At 38.7% G+C, this 15,936-nt stretch carries 13 protein-coding genes; 11 read left to right on the forward strand and 2 right to left on the reverse strand.

The window, feature by feature from the left end; translation table 11 throughout:
- Positions 1-22: 22 nt before the first annotated feature.
- Positions 23-1,555: an acyl-CoA synthetase gene (locus tag VNN39_RS06890; RefSeq protein WP_338997204.1), complete on the reverse strand. Its 1,533-nt coding sequence runs from the start codon at positions 1,553-1,555 to the stop codon at positions 23-25.
- Positions 1,556-1,833: 278 nt separating this feature from the next.
- On the opposite strand from VNN39_RS06890, the gene sdaAB reads away from it, so the two are divergent.
- From sdaAB to VNN39_RS06945, 11 genes are all read left to right on the forward strand, one after another.
- On the forward strand, positions 1,834-2,505 hold the full coding sequence (sdaAB, locus tag VNN39_RS06895) for an L-serine ammonia-lyase, iron-sulfur-dependent subunit beta (protein ID WP_004256246.1): 672 nt from the start codon (positions 1,834-1,836) through the stop codon (positions 2,503-2,505).
- Between the two features lie 9 nt (positions 2,506-2,514).
- Complete coding sequence (sdaAA, locus tag VNN39_RS06900) at positions 2,515-3,387, forward strand: L-serine ammonia-lyase, iron-sulfur-dependent, subunit alpha (RefSeq protein ID WP_165711521.1); 873 nt, start codon at positions 2,515-2,517, stop codon at positions 3,385-3,387.
- 143 nt (positions 3,388-3,530) lie between these two features.
- The gene (locus VNN39_RS06905) at positions 3,531-3,971 is read left to right on the forward strand and encodes a CopY/TcrY family copper transport repressor (RefSeq protein WP_017369199.1); all 441 of its coding nucleotides are present in this window, start codon (positions 3,531-3,533) and stop codon (positions 3,969-3,971) included.
- 15 nt (positions 3,972-3,986) lie between these two features.
- Positions 3,987-4,196: a heavy-metal-associated domain-containing protein gene (locus tag VNN39_RS06910; protein WP_017369198.1), complete on the forward strand. Its 210-nt coding sequence runs from the start codon at positions 3,987-3,989 to the stop codon at positions 4,194-4,196.
- A 73-nt stretch (positions 4,197-4,269) separates the two neighbouring features.
- Positions 4,270-6,357, forward strand: a complete 2,088-nt coding sequence (locus VNN39_RS06915; protein ID WP_338997207.1) for a cation-translocating P-type ATPase — start codon at positions 4,270-4,272, stop codon at positions 6,355-6,357.
- 76 nt (positions 6,358-6,433) lie between these two features.
- Positions 6,434-8,212: a DNA helicase RecQ gene (recQ, locus tag VNN39_RS06920; protein WP_339006988.1), complete on the forward strand. Its 1,779-nt coding sequence runs from the start codon at positions 6,434-6,436 to the stop codon at positions 8,210-8,212.
- Between the two features lie 125 nt (positions 8,213-8,337).
- On the forward strand, positions 8,338-9,288 hold the full coding sequence (locus VNN39_RS06925; RefSeq protein ID WP_165713401.1) for a N(4)-(beta-N-acetylglucosaminyl)-L-asparaginase: 951 nt from the start codon (positions 8,338-8,340) through the stop codon (positions 9,286-9,288).
- A gap of 16 nt (positions 9,289-9,304) precedes the next feature.
- Positions 9,305-10,675: a PTS sugar transporter subunit IIC gene (locus VNN39_RS06930; RefSeq protein ID WP_035001163.1), complete on the forward strand. Its 1,371-nt coding sequence runs from the start codon at positions 9,305-9,307 to the stop codon at positions 10,673-10,675.
- Between the two features lie 9 nt (positions 10,676-10,684).
- On the forward strand, positions 10,685-11,203 hold the full coding sequence (locus VNN39_RS06935) for a GrdB-related putative oxidoreductase (protein ID WP_046400981.1): 519 nt from the start codon (positions 10,685-10,687) through the stop codon (positions 11,201-11,203).
- Between the two features lie 28 nt (positions 11,204-11,231).
- On the forward strand, positions 11,232-12,524 hold the full coding sequence (locus VNN39_RS06940) for a Sapep family Mn(2+)-dependent dipeptidase (protein WP_270231627.1): 1,293 nt from the start codon (positions 11,232-11,234) through the stop codon (positions 12,522-12,524).
- Positions 12,525-12,565: 41 nt separating this feature from the next.
- On the forward strand, positions 12,566-13,291 hold the full coding sequence (locus tag VNN39_RS06945) for a GntR family transcriptional regulator, LSA1692 subfamily (protein ID WP_017369191.1): 726 nt from the start codon (positions 12,566-12,568) through the stop codon (positions 13,289-13,291).
- 23 nt (positions 13,292-13,314) lie between these two features.
- Here VNN39_RS06945 and VNN39_RS06950 read toward each other — a convergent pair whose 3' ends face one another.
- On the reverse strand, positions 13,315-15,909 hold the full coding sequence (locus tag VNN39_RS06950; RefSeq protein ID WP_338997215.1) for a YfhO family protein: 2,595 nt from the start codon (positions 15,907-15,909) through the stop codon (positions 13,315-13,317).
- Between the last annotated feature and the right edge of the window lie 27 nt (positions 15,910-15,936).

Genomic DNA, 15,936 nt, shown 5'->3' on the forward strand with positions numbered 1-15,936 from the left:
ACTACCTTTTTGTATATGATATTTATTTTTTAGCTGCTGCAAGTTCACGCTCAAGAGCTAATCTTTGAACTTTCATTGTGGCTGTACGAGGTATCGCATCATAGTCCATGAGAAGCGGCTCATTTAGGAATGGCATGTCAATGATAGAAGACCACCAAGCTTTCCAGTCCATTTCTTTACCTTCGGCAAGCGCCAAAATAGGTTGAGGATGTCCAGAAGCATCGCGGATAATTATTACTTCGTCAAGAAAGTCGTGTTGATCGAGGAGGAGATCTTCAATGGCTAAGTTTGACTCCACTTTGTCAATAAGATCAACTTGACGATCATAGAGGAAGAGCACACCGTCTTCATCCATAATCCCCCAGTCGCCTGTATCCCACCAGTTACCATAAACTTCTTCAGCAAAACGACTATCCTCTTTATAGTAAGTAAGAGCACGCCCTTTAGAGAGGAAATGAATATGACCAGGTGTACCAGCAGGAACAACTTTTCCGTCAGCATCTGTTACGCGCGCTTGGGAAAGTCCAGGCATGCCGATGCCCATTTCACGAGCATTTGTATTTGGTAAGGTACTAAGGCGGTGTTTTTTCCAAATCATTGGACCGCATTCAGACTGACCGTAGATTTGCAAGAAAACAGGATTTTCCTCTTTAGAAGCCGCAAGGAAAGTATGCATTGTATCTTTGTTAATTGCATCAAAAGTAGAGTGGAGATAGCGAATAGAAGCAAAGGCCTCGGGTGTTTCTTTTACAACATTTGCTAGGCGAACAAAATGGTTTGGGTGTGTTTCGAAAGCTGTAGGGCGATATTTTTCAAACATGCTAAGCACAGTATTTTTTTCTAAATTAGAAAGTGGCATAAGATCAAAGCCGAAGGTCATGGCTGATGATATACCAATGTTAAAGCGGGAATGAACAGGTGAAATATGGAATGCCAACAGTGAAGATTTGTCTGGCATCCAATCCATTACTGTACGTTGCAAGACCCAACGCCAGCCCATAGATTGAGCTGAGTGTGCAATCAGTTTCGGAATTCCAGTAGTACCTGAGGTATGTGTGAGATAAGCAATCTCATCCGTAGCTAATTGTTGATTGCTTACCTCAGGACTATTAGTGATTGAAGCAAAGTCAGAAACAAAGAGTTTGTGATCTTCGTTTACATTTTTTAATTCCTGAACGACAGCATCTGTATCTTCATCAAAAATGAGCCAAGGAGTTTCAAGGCGTGCAGCAAGAGTATCCATTACTGGTGTAGAAAAGTGATGGGAAATCATTGCAGGCACAGCACCCAGATAGGACACAGCAACGGCAAGAAGATAAGTGTCAAAAGCACTTGATTTAAAAATAATGACCTTGTCTTCTTTTTTTATTCCCAAGGCTGACAAATTATAAGCTTTTTGCAAGACTGCTTCGTGAACGCTTTGATAATTTGTTTCAAGCTCTAATTCCGGGAAAGCGTTTAACTTTTTATCGAAAATAAAACGACTTTTGGGGAACTTTTCAGCAGATTCTTTGAAATTTACATAAAGATTCAGAGGTTTGTGATTGAATTTCATTGAAATCTCTCTTTCTATTTTTCTAAAGTTTATTATATCACAAACTATCGGCGAGAATTGAGAAAAAAATGTCCTTTTTGCATTTTTAATCATTAAAGAATAGTCTGAAAAGTCCACGTAAAATGGGAAAATTAGCAAACTTATCTTTTTGCTACAGCCCCAGTTTTATATAGATATGAAAGCGTATTAGTGTTATAATGATTTTAAGAATAAATTGTTTCGTTGGAATATAAAAAATTCGAACGAAAAGCTTTGCTGAGCAAAGTTGCGGAGGAAATATGGAAAATTTACGTTACAAAAGTGTATTTGACATTATTGGCCCTGTAATGGTTGGTCCCAGTAGTTCACATACTGCTGGTGCCGCCCGTATAGGTAAGATTATTCGTTCAATTTTTGGAGAATTACCCGAGAAGGTGGAGATTCATTTGTACGAAAGCTTTGCTAAAACTTACCGTGGACATGGAACAGATGTCGCTTTGGTTGCTGGTGTTTTAGGTATGGATCCTGATGATCCTCGCTTACGAGATGCACCGCGCATTGCTCACGAAGAAGGGATGGAAGTGACATATGTGCCTCATCCAGAAGATAAGGCAGACCATCCTAACACAGCACGTTTGATTTTGAAAAAGGGCGACCGTGACATGAGCGTCACAGGGATTTCTATTGGCGGCGGATTGATTCAAGTGACCGAACTCAATGGTTTCGACATTTCTATCTCAGCAGGGATGCCAACCTTTGTAATTGTCCATCAAGATGCACCAGGTATCTTGGCGCGTCTTGGAGCTATTTTTGAAAAGCATGATATTAACGTGGCACAAATGAATTTGACGCGTGAAGCTAAAGGTGAAAAAGCAATCATGATTATGGAAGTAGACAGTTTCGATGTCGAAGAAGCTTTTGAGGAAATGAAACACATTCCGAAACTTTCTGCTGTAAATTTCTTTAAATAAGGGGTAATTATGTTTTCAAATGTACAAGAACTGCTTGAAGATGCAAAAGCATATCCATCAATTGCTGAATTGATGATTGCAGAAGAAATAGAACAAACAGGAGCAAGTCGTGAACAAATCATTGAGATGATGGAGCACAACTTAGCAACGATGATGTCATCGATTGAGGAAGGACTACTTGGCAATAAGTCAACAACAGGTCTTACAGGTGGTGATGCCAAGAAAATGGATGAATACATTAAATCAGGAAAAGCGATATCAGGTGATGTTATTTTAGGTGCAGCGCGTGATGGCGTAGCTGTAAACGAAGTGAATGCTCAGATGGGACTCATCTGTGCGACACCGACAGCTGGGTCAGCTGGATGTCTACCTGGTGTGCTCTCTGCAGCAACGAAAAAGCTAGGTCTTACGCACGAGCAACAAGTAGAATTTATCTTTACAGCTGGTGCTTTTGGTTTAGCAATTGCTAACAATGCAACAATTGCTGGTGCCGAAGGAGGATGTCAAGCAGAGGTGGGTTCGGCATCGGCCATGTCAGCAGCCGCCTTGGTTATCATGGCCGGAGGTACAGGCGAGCAAGCTGGAATGGCTTTAGCCTTGACGCTCCAAAATATGTTGGGCTTGATTTGCGATCCAGTTGCAGGATTAGTAGAAATCCCTTGTGTTCACCGTAACGCTATGGGGGCTTCTCAAGCGATGATTTCTGCCGATATGGCTTTAGCTGGTGTAAAAACAGTTATACCAGTAGATGAAGTGATTACATGTATGTACAATGTAGGGCGCTCCTTACCTTCTGCTCATCGTGAAACTGGTGAAGGTGGACTTGCTGCTACACCAACAGGACGTGAAATTATGGAACGTATCTTTGGTGATGAAAAATAATAATATTGAAAATAAAAGACCCTTTTTGAAAGTCTATACTTGCCTTAAAGGGTTTTTTTATTTATAATACAGAGTTGTGACTTGACATTTATAGTTTACAGTTGTAAACTATAGTTGTAGTAAAAATAAAGTAAGGAGCGCCAATGAACGAAACAGAATTTAATATATCAAATGCAGAATTGATTGTTATGCGTGTTATATGGTCGCTCGGCGAAGCACGAGTTGATGAGATTTCTTGTCAAATTTCGCCCGATTTGGATTGGTCTCTAGCAACAGTTAAAACTTTGCTGGGGCGCCTCGTGAAAAAGGGAATGCTAAGTACTGAAAAAGAAGGTCGTAAGTTTGTTTATCGCCCTTTAATGGCAGAATGTACAGCTATTCAAATGATGGGACAGTCTTTACTTGAAAAAGTTTGTGAAACAAAACAAGTGAAGCTCTTAGCCGATATGATCGCCTTGTCAAACTTGACTTCAGAAGATGTAGCAAGTTTGCAAGAAGCGTTAAAAAATAAAGAAACAATTCAAGAAACAACTTGTACTTGTTTAGAAAATTTTAATTCTTGCAGCTGCCAACACGTCAGCTAATAGGGAGGAGAAAGAATGGAAAAAGAAAAATTCGTAATCAAAGGTATGACTTGTGATCACTGTGCAATGCATGTGACTTCGGCTCTTGAAGGTCTTGCTGGAGTAAAATCAGCAAAAGTCTCTTTAAAAAAGAATGAAGCACTTGTGAAATTCGATGCAGAGACAACAGCAGTAGAAGATTTAGCAATGGCTGTTAAAGAAGCCGGCTACGAATTAGTAAAATAAGTATGCTGTCCTTAGGGGCAGTTTTCTATGGGATGTATTGTTTACATTTGTAAATTTAATGAAGGAGTAGAAAATGAGAAGTCAAAACTTTGTCATCACGGGTATGACCTGTGCAAACTGTGTGAATACCGTATCCAAAGCATTGAATAACTCGAATAAAATCCAAGAAGCAACAGTCAACTTGGCAACCGAAAAAGCAAAAGTCATTTTTGATGATAACATTAGTGATCAAGACGTGATCGATATAGTAGAAAAGGCAGGCTATGGTGCTATTGTAAATGATAAAGCGCATCAAGAAAAAATTGCAGCCCAAGCACAAAGAAGGAACCGTAATTTACGTTTGTCATTGATCGTGTCAGTAATTTTGACACTACCTTTAGTGCTTGCCATGTTTGAGAGTTTGTTGGGTACACATTATTTGATGTTTCTACACAATCCTGTTTTACAACTTATTCTCGCAACACCTGTTCAGTTTATTATCGGTTGGCGCTTTTACGTCGGCGCTTATCATGCATTGAAAAATGGAAATGCAAATATGGATGTTCTAGTAGCACTGGGAACTAGCGTTGCATATTTTTCGAGTTTAATTTTAGCGGTATTTTTAGGACAAGAGAATGCTTTGAATTTTGAATCAGCTATGGTTATTATTACCTTGGTTGTTTTAGGAAAAGTACTTGAGCACAATGCTAAAGAAAAAACAAGTCAGGCAATCACGAGCTTGATGAGTAGTAGGGTTAAAATGGTTCACACAGAAGAAGGTGAGCGCCCGCTTGAAGAAGTCCAAATCGGGGATGTTATTCAAATTTATCCGGGAGAGAAGGTACCTTTGGATGCAATGATCCTTAAAGGTAAAGCATCTTTTGACGAAAGTCACTTGACTGGCGAATCTTTACCTGTTGTCAAAGCAGACGATGATACACTATTTGAAGGGGCTGTGAATTTAGACGGTTCCATTAAAGCTGTTGTTGTTCGAGATGTTAACGATTCAACCATATCTAGGATGGTTGAAATGATGGAAGAAGCGCAAGCTTCAAAACCTGATATTCAAAAATTCGCGGATAAAATATCAAATGTCTTTGTTCCGATTGTTTTGATCATTTCACTTGTAACTTTTGTTGCAACGTGGGTCTTTACAGGGACATTATTGACTGCCATTATGCATGCTGTGGCAACATTAGTTATTGCTTGCCCATGTGCGCTTGGTTTAGCGACACCAACCGCAATTATTTCAGGAACAGGGCTTGCTGCTAAGAATGGTTTGCTGTTGAAAAATGCCAATGCTTTAGAGTTGACGAATAGCGTAAAAACTGTGTTCTTTGATAAGACTGGTACGATTACGACAGGAGAATTTGAGTTGTCTCAGTTTGATGGGAGTGATAAAGCATTTAAAATTTTGGCAAGTTTAGAAAGTCACTCGCACCATCCGTTAGCTCAAGCTGTAAAAACTGAGGGAATCTACAGCGTAGAAAATCTTAAAGAAATTGCTGGTCGTGGACTTGCGGGAGAAATAAATGGCCGTCAGTATTATGCAGGAAATGCAAAACTTATGGAAGAGCACGGGTACAGTGTCACATCAAGCACAGATACTGTTATTTATCTTGCAGATGATGTAAGCCATATAGCTACAGCAACTTTTAAATCTTCTATTAAGCAAGAAAGTGTGGAGACCGTAGCTGAATTGAAAAAAGCTGGCATTAAAACCGTTATGTTAACAGGAGACAATGAAGACTCTGCTAAAAAAATCCAAGAAATTGTCAATTTGGATGAAGTTAAGAGTAATCTTTCGCCAGAAGATAAGGCTAATATCGTTCAAGAAACACCCTATTCCATTATGGTAGGCGATGGAATCAACGATGCTATTGCATTAGCAAGTAGTACTGTTGGTGTTGCCATGGCTACAGGATCAGATATTGCGATGGAAGCAGGTGATGTGACGATTATGGGTGGAAAAATCCATAAATTACTCGACTTGTTTAAAATCTCACAGAAAACCTTAAGAAAAATCAAGCAAAATTATTTTTGGGCTTTCATCTACAACATTATTGGTATTCCATTGGCTGCATTTGGTTTCTTGAATCCGATGATTGCCGCTGCCGCAATGAGTTTGTCTAGTGTTTCTGTAATTTTGAATTCCTTACTTTTGACGAAGACAAAAATTTGAAGTAGACTAAAAATAAAAGAAAAAAATTCACTTTTATTCGTGAATTTTTTTAGTATTAAACGTATAATAGGAAAAGATGAATTTAGAAGCAAAACTCAAGGAAATATTTGGCTATGAAAGTTTCCGTCAAGGTCAAAAACAAATCATAGAGCAAGTTCTACAGAGAAAAGATACTCTGGGGATATTGCCGACTGGTGCAGGAAAATCCATTTGCTATCAATTACCTGCCCTTTTACAAGAAGGGGTCACTCTTGTGGTCTTACCTTTAATTTCCCTGATGAAGGATCAGGTGGATCAGCTAAATATTGCAAATATACCAGCTACTTTTATTAATTCGACAGTAGATGAGCAAGAAGCTTATTTCCGGATGAAACAGATCGAAAATGGCGAGGTGAAAATCTTATTTGTCGCACCTGAGCGTTTTGAATTAGAATCTTTTAACTATTTTTTGCAACACCTTCCTATTGATTTAGTTGCAATTGATGAAGCACACTGTATCTCCCAATGGGGACATGATTTTAGACCTTCCTATGTTACTTTTGCCAAGCGTTTGGCTGATTTGCCTACTACGCCAACGCTCTTAGCACTAACAGCTACGGCTACACCCCGAGTATCTGCAGATATTCAAGATTTATTGCACATAGCTACAGATAATACTGTTAAAACAGGTTTTTTACGCGAAAACTTAAGGTTTGAAGTAGTTAAAGGAAAAGATAAACGTGACTTTTTAAAGTCCTACTTAAAAGAACATACTGACGAATCAGGCATTATCTATGCTAACACACGTAAAGAAGTAGAAGAAGTTACGGAATGGTTAAACCGAAATAATTTTCCTGCTAAACGTTATCATGCCGGTTTATCTGAGGGAGAGCGCCAAAAAAACCAAGAAGATTTTCTTTATGATGAAGTTCCTATTATGGTGGCAACCAATGCTTTTGGAATGGGGATAAATAAAAGCAATGTTCGTTTTGTAATTCATTATGGGATGCCCGCCACTATTGAAGCCTACTATCAAGAAGCAGGTCGTGCAGGACGAGATGGACTTGATTCGGATGCTATCTTATTATTTTCGCCCAATGATGTTCGTCTCAGAAACTTCTTGATCGAGCAAGGCGAAGGGAGCGAGCAACATAAGGAGCAAGAATACGAAAAGCTAAGGCAGATGCAAGCTTATACAAGCTCCGAAACTTGTCTGCAAGGCTATATTTTGCAGTACTTTGGAGATGCTGGGGAAGACTGCCGTAAATGCTCAAACTGTTTAGATGACCGGGAACGTACAGATGTTACGCTTGATGCTCAAAAAGTTATGTCCTGTGTTATTCGGATGGAACAACGTTTCGGGAAAACAGCAGTCGCACAAGTTTTAGTAGGCTCTAAAAATAAAAATTTAGCACGTTGGAATTTTGAAAAACTCTCAACTTTTGGCATAATGAAGGGATATTCGCAAAAAGCAGTTGGAGAACTGATTGACTTTTTAGCGGGTGAAGGTTATCTAACTGTTTCTGCGGGTAAGTTTCCCTTGCTTGGAGTTTCTGAGCGTGGGATAGCTGTTCTACAAGGAAGAGAAAAGGTTTGGCGACGTGCACCTTTAAGTGCTGATAAACAAAACATTTCACATAGTGTGGCGTTTAATTTGGAGTTATTTGAAGAATTACGGACATTACGACTTGATATTGCCAAGTCAGAAGGTGTTCCTCCTTTCATGATATTTTCCGATGCTTCATTGAAAGATATGACAAGAGTTATGCCTTTAGACGAAGAGAGATTTTTAGAAGTTTCTGGTGTAGGTCAAGTCAAGTTGAAAAAGTATGGACAGGTGTTCCTAAAGGCTCTCAATGCCTATAATAAAGAATGAAATAAAAGTAGAGAAGCATTGGATATTCTCTATTTTTATTTATGCCTTGACAAATGTAAGCGTTTAATTTAAAATATAAACAACTAGTATATACTAGATTGTATATAAAATAAAAAGGAGTATTTATGTGGGGAATCATTGCAACGTGGCGAATGGCTCATGATGGAGTCTGCAAAGCTGAAGAGCTTTTGAAAAAAGGAGGGGACGCCGGAGAAGCATTAGAACAAGCGATAAAAGCGGTTGAAGATTATCCTTATTATAAATCCGTCGGGTATGGGGGACTACCAAATGAAGCAGGAATTTTAGAGATGGACGCTGCTTACATGGATGGAGACAGCTTTAAAATTGGTGCAGTCGCAGGCATAACTGATATTGCTAATCCCATAGCAGTAGCAAAAGCCTTATCTGAGGAAAAATTCAATAGTATGCGCGTTGGTCCAGGCGCAAGACAATATGCTATTGAAGCAGGCTTTGAGGAGAAAAAAATGTTAACAGAACGCGCCAAAAAAATATGGGAGAGACGTTTAGAAGATATGAAACGGACAGGTCTTTCGGCTTATGATGGACATGATACGGTGGGAATGGTTGCGTTAGACAGTAATAGGAAAATGGTTGCAGGAACTTCAAGTTCTGGTCTCTTCATGAAAAAATCTGGCAGGGTTGGTGATTCTCCACTCTCAGGTTCCGGCTTTTATGTGGATAGTCAGGTTGGAGGAGCCACAGCAACAGGACTTGGTGAAGATTTGATGAAAGGAATTTTATCCTATGAAATCGTTCGGCTCATGTCTGAGGGCTATACACCACAAGAAGCTTGTGATCAGGCGGTATATTCTTTTGAAGATAAATTGAAAGAAAGATACGGTAAAGCAGGAGCTTTTTCACTTGTTGCACTGGATAAAGAAGGCAACTGGGGCGTTGCGACTAATGTAGAATTTACTTTTAGCGTAGCTACTCACAAACAGGATCCAAAAATCTTTATCGCATATCCAGAAGTAAATCATAAAACAAAAATCGAACCCATTAGCCAAGAATGGTTAGATGCTTATGAAGCAAGAATTAAAGCACCTATTGAATAGATAGAAGGAGAAATTGATGTTTTCAAAGCTTGAAAAAATTATGTTGCCCCTGGCTGAAAAAATAGGACGTAACAAGTATCTTATTGCAATAAGAAATGGTTTTCTCGTTTCAACACCACTATTGATTGCGGGATCTTTCTTTTTACTTTTAGCAAATTTCCCTATTCCTCAATGGATTAATTTTTTGGAAACGACGGTCATTAACAGTAAAACAGGGACGACCTTAGCTGAAATGATTACCAAACCTGCTGATGCGACCTTTACGATTATGGCTGTATTTGCAGTTGTGGGGATAGGATATTCTTTTGCAAAAGAAATTAAGGCCAATCCTATTTTTGGAGCGGCAGTTACCTTAATGTCGTGGTTTCTTTTGATGCCATACTCTGTCACCGGAGAAGTGACAGTTGAGGGAATGGCAAATCCTGTATCAGCTACCTTAACAGCTCTCCCGCTTTCTTGGGTTGGAGCAAAAGGGATTTTTATCGGGATCATCTGCGCATTTGTTTCTGTCAATCTTTATCAATTTGCTGTCAACAAAAAATGGGTAATCAAAATGCCAGAAGGTGTACCACCAATGGTTGAAGATTCCTTCGCTGCTTTGATTCCAGGTGCTTTTGTCATGCTAATATTTTTTGCACTGAACTTGGTATTGAATGTTTTTGGTACAAATGCTTTTGACCTAGTCTTTAACTTTTTACAAATCCCACTGCTTCATCTCGGAGATACAGTATGGGCAATGATTATTGCTTATATCTTTCTTCATGTTTTCTGGTTTTTCGGCGTCAACGGAAGTTCAGTCGTGGGTGCGGTATTTAATCCAATCCTTTTGACCCTCTCTCTCGAAAATGTAGAGTACTTTAAAAATGGTACCGGAGCACCTCATATTGTAAATGCTCAATTTCAAGACTTATTTGCAACCTTTGGAGGTGCTGGATCAACACTTTCTTTATTAATTGCAATGTTAATTGTTTGCCGTTCAAAACGAATTAAGGAGTTAGGTAAGCTTGCTTTGGTTCCAGGCATATTTGGGATAAATGAGCCGATTATTTTTGGTCTTCCTATTGTACTTAATCCTCTCATTTTTATTCCTTTTGTCTTAGTACCAACCTTTAATATTATTGTTTCTTATATTATGATGAACCTTCATCTTGTGCCTATCACCAACGGTGTTTTGATTCCGTGGACTACGCCCATTATTATTTCAGGTTTCTTAGCAACAAACTGGGCCGGTGCGCTTTTACAGCTCGTTTTGCTTATTATAGGTGTATTCATCTACATTCCGTTTATCAAAATTATGGATGTACAATACATGAATGAAGAGCGCCAAGCTGCTGACGCAGAATTAGAAGCTATTACAGAAGAAATGTTGAGTTTTGATAACCTATAGGAGGAAAAAATGAGACTTGTAATGATTTTGAATCAAATTCAAGCAGGAATGGGAACAAAGGATGATGTACACGTTCCGCTAACTGCTACAAAAGAAGTGATTGGACCAGGAGTGACTTTGAAGCCATTGCTTGCTGAGCATGAACAAAATTTGTTAGTTACGATTTACATGGGAGAACAAACCTACAGAGAAGCACCAGATGTTGTTCAAAGAAAGATAAAAGGAATGTTACAACGGCTTAATATTGAGGGGGTGGTTTGTGGCCCTTCCTTTAATTACCCGGAGTTTTCTAAAATGTCATTGGAGCTTGCACAAGATATACAAGAAAATACTTCTCTCAAAGTAGTCTGTGCCATGTCAGAAGAGAATGGGGCTTTAATTTCGGATTACAAAGAAGCGATTGATATTGTAAAAATGCCTAAAAAGGGTGGCGTCGGGCTTAATGAATCTTATAAGGCAATTTGTAAAGTGCTACAGGCAAAAGAAAACAATAAGTCACGTGAAGCATATAAACAATTCGTTTTTTAAACAGGAAAGCATCCTAAAGAGGTAAAAAATGTATAGGACAGAAATTGAACAAAATTGGGGGGAGTATGTTGCTCTTTTAAAAGAAGCAATCGCAATTCCCAGTGTCAAAGGGAAAGCGGAAACTGGAGCTCCGTTTGGAGTTGAAGCACGTCAAGTTTTAGATTATGTAACGGGAAGAGCCAAAGGCTATGGTTTAAAAACTCGAATTATTAATGATGCAATGGGCTATGCTCAATTAGGGGAAGGTGAGGATTATATTGGAATAGTTGGACATCTTGATGTGGTCGCTGCGGATGGCCCAGGCTGGTTATCGTCTCCCTTTAAGCTAGATGAGCGTGAAGGCTATTTCTATGGGCGAGGTGTGTTAGACAATAAGGGACCAATTCTGTCCTGTCTATTTGCTTTGAAGTTATTAAAGGAAAGAAATTTTAATCCTCGTATCCCGGTTCGCATTATTTTTGGGACTGATGAAGAAAGCGGATCAGCGGATGTGCCTCTTTATTTGTCAGAAGAAAAGGCACCAATTTTTGGTTTTACACCAGATTGCAAATTTCCGGTAGTTTATGGGGAGCGGGGTGTTGTTGCTCTTGAGTTGACGACGAGATTTGCTCACGGTGTTTTGGATTCATTGGGGGATTTTCATGGTGCAATGGCTAAAGACTTTGTTCCTGATGATATCGAGCTTTCTGGTGGAAATCAAAACTACAGTGCTAAGGGATTGCGGACACCAAGCAACGCGCCAGAATTAGGGAAAAATGCAATAACAGCATTGGCAGGCATACTTCAAAATAATTTAGAAAATAAGGAGCTGAGGCACTATTTCTCATGGCTCACTCATAGTTTTCACGAAAAACATTTTGGTCAAGGAGTAGGTATTGACTTTTCAGATCAAGAGAGTGGCCGTTTAATACTTACGCCATACAAAATCAAAAGAGAAAACAATCTTATTCATCTGTCACTTAGCATTCGTTATCCGGTAACTGTGACAGAGGAGCAGGTTATTAATGGCCTAAGCGAGAATCTTTACGAAGGTACAAGCATTAAAATTACTCGCAGTCTGCCAGGAACCTATGTTGATAAGACGAAGCAAGAAATACAAGATTTATCGAGTATTTATGAAGAAGTGACAGGATTAAACGGTCAACCTGTCACAACTACAGGAGCAACTTATGCGCGGTCAATGCCTAATATTGTAGCTTTTGGCCCGTCTTTTCCGGGGGAAAAAGGCATTGCCCATAAGGAAAATGAATATATAAAGATTGAACATTTAAAACAAATGATAGAAATTTACATGAAAAGTATTGAAAGGCTCTGCCAATAAGAAACTTTTAAAAAGAAGATAAGCGTGATAAAATAAAGGTAATGAATACTGAACGAAAAGAAAGCAAAGCAAAGTTTTTAGTTGTTTCTCAAGAAATAGAAAAAAGAATTGAGCAGGGCACTTATGTGTCTGCTCAAAAACTTCCTTCTGAATATGATTTGGCATTGGAATTTGGCGTGAGTCGCTTAACCGTACGTAAAGCCATGGAAGATTTGATGACTAAGCAAATTGTAATTAAGAAAAAAGGAAAAGGCGCCTATGTGATTGAGCAACCCAAGATCCAAAGTGGAGGCATGGGTTTAAAGTCCTTTACCGAAGCAGCAGAAGCTATGGGTAAAGTTGGGCAAACACGTTTACTAAATTTTAAAAAATTAAAGGAAGTGCCAGAAGAAGTTGTAAAAGCACTGAATAACACAGCAGATCTGGTGGAATTACAACGACTGCGTTTACTTGATAATGAGCCCATGACTTTAGAAAAACTCTATTTTGCAGAACAATTAATCACAGGAGCAACGGAGAAAGAATTGACTGGATCCTTGTTTTCCATGATTGAGGAAAGAATAGAAATTGGCTATTCACACCAAGAAATTGAAGCGATTCTGGCTACAGAGGAACTTGCTCAGTTACTGGAAGTGAAAGTGAACAGTCCAGTTTTCCGCGTACACTCCACGGCTTTTGCTTTAGACGCTCGACCTATCTTATACGATATTTCTTATTATCGTGCGGATAAATATTCTTTCAAGAATACTTTGATTCGCCAGCATTAAAGTTAAATAGAAAAAAACAGCATTTAAAGCTGTTTTTTTCTATTTAAGAAATCATAGAGAGCAAAGAGAGCGATTCCACCTATAAAACATGCTATCCCTGCTTTTAAGCCTTGAGGGAAGAAAGTAAGTTCGATAACATGTTCACCTTTAGGGGCAGTAACTTTCATGAAACCTTCTTGTGCTTTGTCTAAGGTTACGGAATGTCCATCCAATTTGGCTGACCAACCTTTATCATAAGGTAATGTGAGGAAAAGATCACCAGAGGTATTGGTATTATAAGTCAAACGAAGTCCGTTTTTTACTTGTTCGGTTTTCACCTGTGTTTGCTTTAGGGTATCCATAGCCGCTTGGTATTTGGTGTTGTCCAAAGCCCAAAATCTTGTTATGCCAAAGGAAACTTGTGAGTTTTCTGGGAAGGAAACACTCACTGTTAGTTTTGTTTCCTTTTCAGAAGTTCCCAAATTATAAAAATTACCAACATCTTTACTATTGACATTATAAGAATGAAGAACTTTTTTTCCTGAATGAATCGTAATCGTAGTCATTTTTGAATTATCATTAATGTAGCTTACATTAGGTAGCTCAAGATAGGCTTGACTATGTGCGGGTATGGTAAGCTCATAGGTTACTGAAACACCGCCGTCTTCTTCGGCTTTACGTATCAGTGTAACTTGTTCTTTCCCACCGGTTATTGTGCTGTTACTGTTTTCTGAGTTTGGGTAAATCTGTGTGAAATATTTTTCTTTACTGTGCGTCAATTGACGGAGAAAGGCTTCTTGATTACTGATTGTTGCTCTTTCTGAACTGCTCAGAGCTGCATCTTGGAATCGATCTTTTACAAATATTCCAACCGCTTGTGCATTTTGATTCTCAAATAAAGAAGGTTTTATTTGCTTAAAGCCATATTTTTCAGGTTGAAATTGATTAATATTATAATTTATGGAAAGAAGTGAATCCATGAGTAATGTGTTTTCGGGGTAGCGGAGATTAAGGAAGGTGCTGTCTGTATGAAAGCCTAAAAGTCCCAAGACCCGGCTTGAATTACTATTACGGACAGAGGAAAACTGCGCTATGGCATTATAATTGTATTTCATACCATCATTTGCCGTATCAGGCATCGTGTTTTCTGTACGCACAAAAGTATCTCCAGAACGCTCGACTACATTTTGGACGAGAGGTTGAATGAATTTTGTTTGGGTATTGTAGTAAGTTCGGCTTGCAAAATTCCATTCTTTCTTAACTCCTGCAAGCTGGTAGTATCCATTTAAACCTGCTTCTGCACACATGAACAAAGCAAGGATGACAACTAAACCTTTCCAAGGAAGCCATTTTTTAAAGAAGGTAAGAAGAACCAAGAAATAAGCCAAAGCAAAGAGTAGAGTCAGAGCAAACTGTAGCGTATCGAGATAAGGATAATCTCCGAGTAAAGCAGCAGCAATAAAACCAAGGGAAAGTAGCACAAAGGGTACTATAGTCATCCAGAGTTTTAAAGACTTGAAGCGCGTGAGAACTTCACAGGCCATAAGTAAAATGAGAAGAGAGAAAAGGAAAGCGTAACGATGTAAAAACATGTTTGGAGAATGCATCCCTTGCCACGCCAAATCTAAAACTTGCAGATAAAAAGAGGCAGTCAAGAATGCAAGCAGGACACTGAAAGCTATTTTGGTTCGCCGTTTTATTTGGGGGAGGAAGAAGAAAGTAAGAGCAAGAAGGAAGGGAATGAGGCCTAAATAAATCATTGGGACAGCATTATACTGTGTTGTATCATAGACGCCCACAAAGTTTTTAGAAAAAAGATCAAAAACGGCAGAATTTTGTGTCCAAAAATCATTGATTTGAGAAACAGCTTGAGTATTATTTGCTTTCAAATCAAGATACATCGGAAGAAGCATAACTAAACTTGTCACAGCAGACAATATAGAAGTAATCGAAAAATCAAAAAACTTTTTCCAAGACCACTTGGTAAATGTTGAACGTGCTAAAAAATACAACACTAAGAAAATTGCAACCATAAATCCGAAATAGTAATTTTGGATGAATAGAATGCTTAAGCTGCTGAAATACAGTTTACGCTTGCCGAAATCTTGAAGTCCGTGCAAGCCCCACATGATGAGAGGAAGCCAGATGAAAACATCGAGCCACATTATAATTTCAACTTGACTCGTTAAGAAGCTCATCAGGGTGAAAGATGTGGATAATGCCAGCGTGATAAGAGAGGGGATGGATTTATACATGTTTTTCAATGCCACAAAACTTGAGAGACCTATCGTTCCAAACTTTAAAAGTGTAATCAGATAAAGTGCATCTGGCATAGTATGAACATCGAAAAAATAAGTAAGGGGCATGAAGAAACTTCCCATATAGTAAGCAGAAAAAGCATAAAGGTTTAGCCCCAAACCATTTGTGAAAGTATAGAGAAAGCCTAAGTTACTATTATGAAGAATATCCCGATAAAGCGTGTGAATAGCAACATATTGATGATATGAATCGCCAGCGAGGATAGAAGTGTCACTCCCCCAATAAATACCGAGGAAGGCGAAAGCTACCGTAAGTAGTCCAGCAGGGAGGATAAAACTTCCGAGCATTAGCCAAATATTTTTCTTGATAAAATCAAACATACATTTATTATAACCTAATTTCTTATT

It is taken from the genome of Lactococcus formosensis (genome assembly GCF_037892375.1).
Lineage (GTDB): Bacteria > Bacillota > Bacilli > Lactobacillales > Streptococcaceae > Lactococcus > Lactococcus formosensis.

Bases quoted from the DNA above. Each gene is read 5' to 3' on its own strand.
- VNN39_RS06940 (WP_270231627.1), top strand. From the start codon at position 11,232: ATGTATAGGACAGAAATTGAACAAAATTGGGGGGAGTATGTTGCTCTT.
- VNN39_RS06915 (WP_338997207.1), top strand. From the start codon at position 4,270: ATGAGAAGTCAAAACTTTGTCATCACGGGTATGACCTGTGCAAACTGT.
- sdaAA (WP_165711521.1), top strand. From the start codon at position 2,515: ATGTTTTCAAATGTACAAGAACTGCTTGAAGATGCAAAAGCATATCCA.
- VNN39_RS06910 (WP_017369198.1), top strand. From the start codon at position 3,987: ATGGAAAAAGAAAAATTCGTAATCAAAGGTATGACTTGTGATCACTGT.
- VNN39_RS06945 (WP_017369191.1), top strand. From the start codon at position 12,566: ATGAATACTGAACGAAAAGAAAGCAAAGCAAAGTTTTTAGTTGTTTCT.
- VNN39_RS06905 (WP_017369199.1), top strand. From the start codon at position 3,531: ATGAACGAAACAGAATTTAATATATCAAATGCAGAATTGATTGTTATG.
- VNN39_RS06935 (WP_046400981.1), top strand. From the start codon at position 10,685: ATGAGACTTGTAATGATTTTGAATCAAATTCAAGCAGGAATGGGAACA.
- recQ (WP_339006988.1), top strand. From the start codon at position 6,434: ATGAATTTAGAAGCAAAACTCAAGGAAATATTTGGCTATGAAAGTTTC.
- VNN39_RS06950 (WP_338997215.1), bottom strand. From the start codon at position 15,909: ATGTTTGATTTTATCAAGAAAAATATTTGGCTAATGCTCGGAAGTTTT.
- VNN39_RS06925 (WP_165713401.1), top strand. From the start codon at position 8,338: ATGTGGGGAATCATTGCAACGTGGCGAATGGCTCATGATGGAGTCTGC.
- VNN39_RS06930 (WP_035001163.1), top strand. From the start codon at position 9,305: ATGTTTTCAAAGCTTGAAAAAATTATGTTGCCCCTGGCTGAAAAAATA.
- sdaAB (WP_004256246.1), top strand. From the start codon at position 1,834: ATGGAAAATTTACGTTACAAAAGTGTATTTGACATTATTGGCCCTGTA.
- VNN39_RS06890 (WP_338997204.1), bottom strand. From the start codon at position 1,555: ATGAAATTCAATCACAAACCTCTGAATCTTTATGTAAATTTCAAAGAA.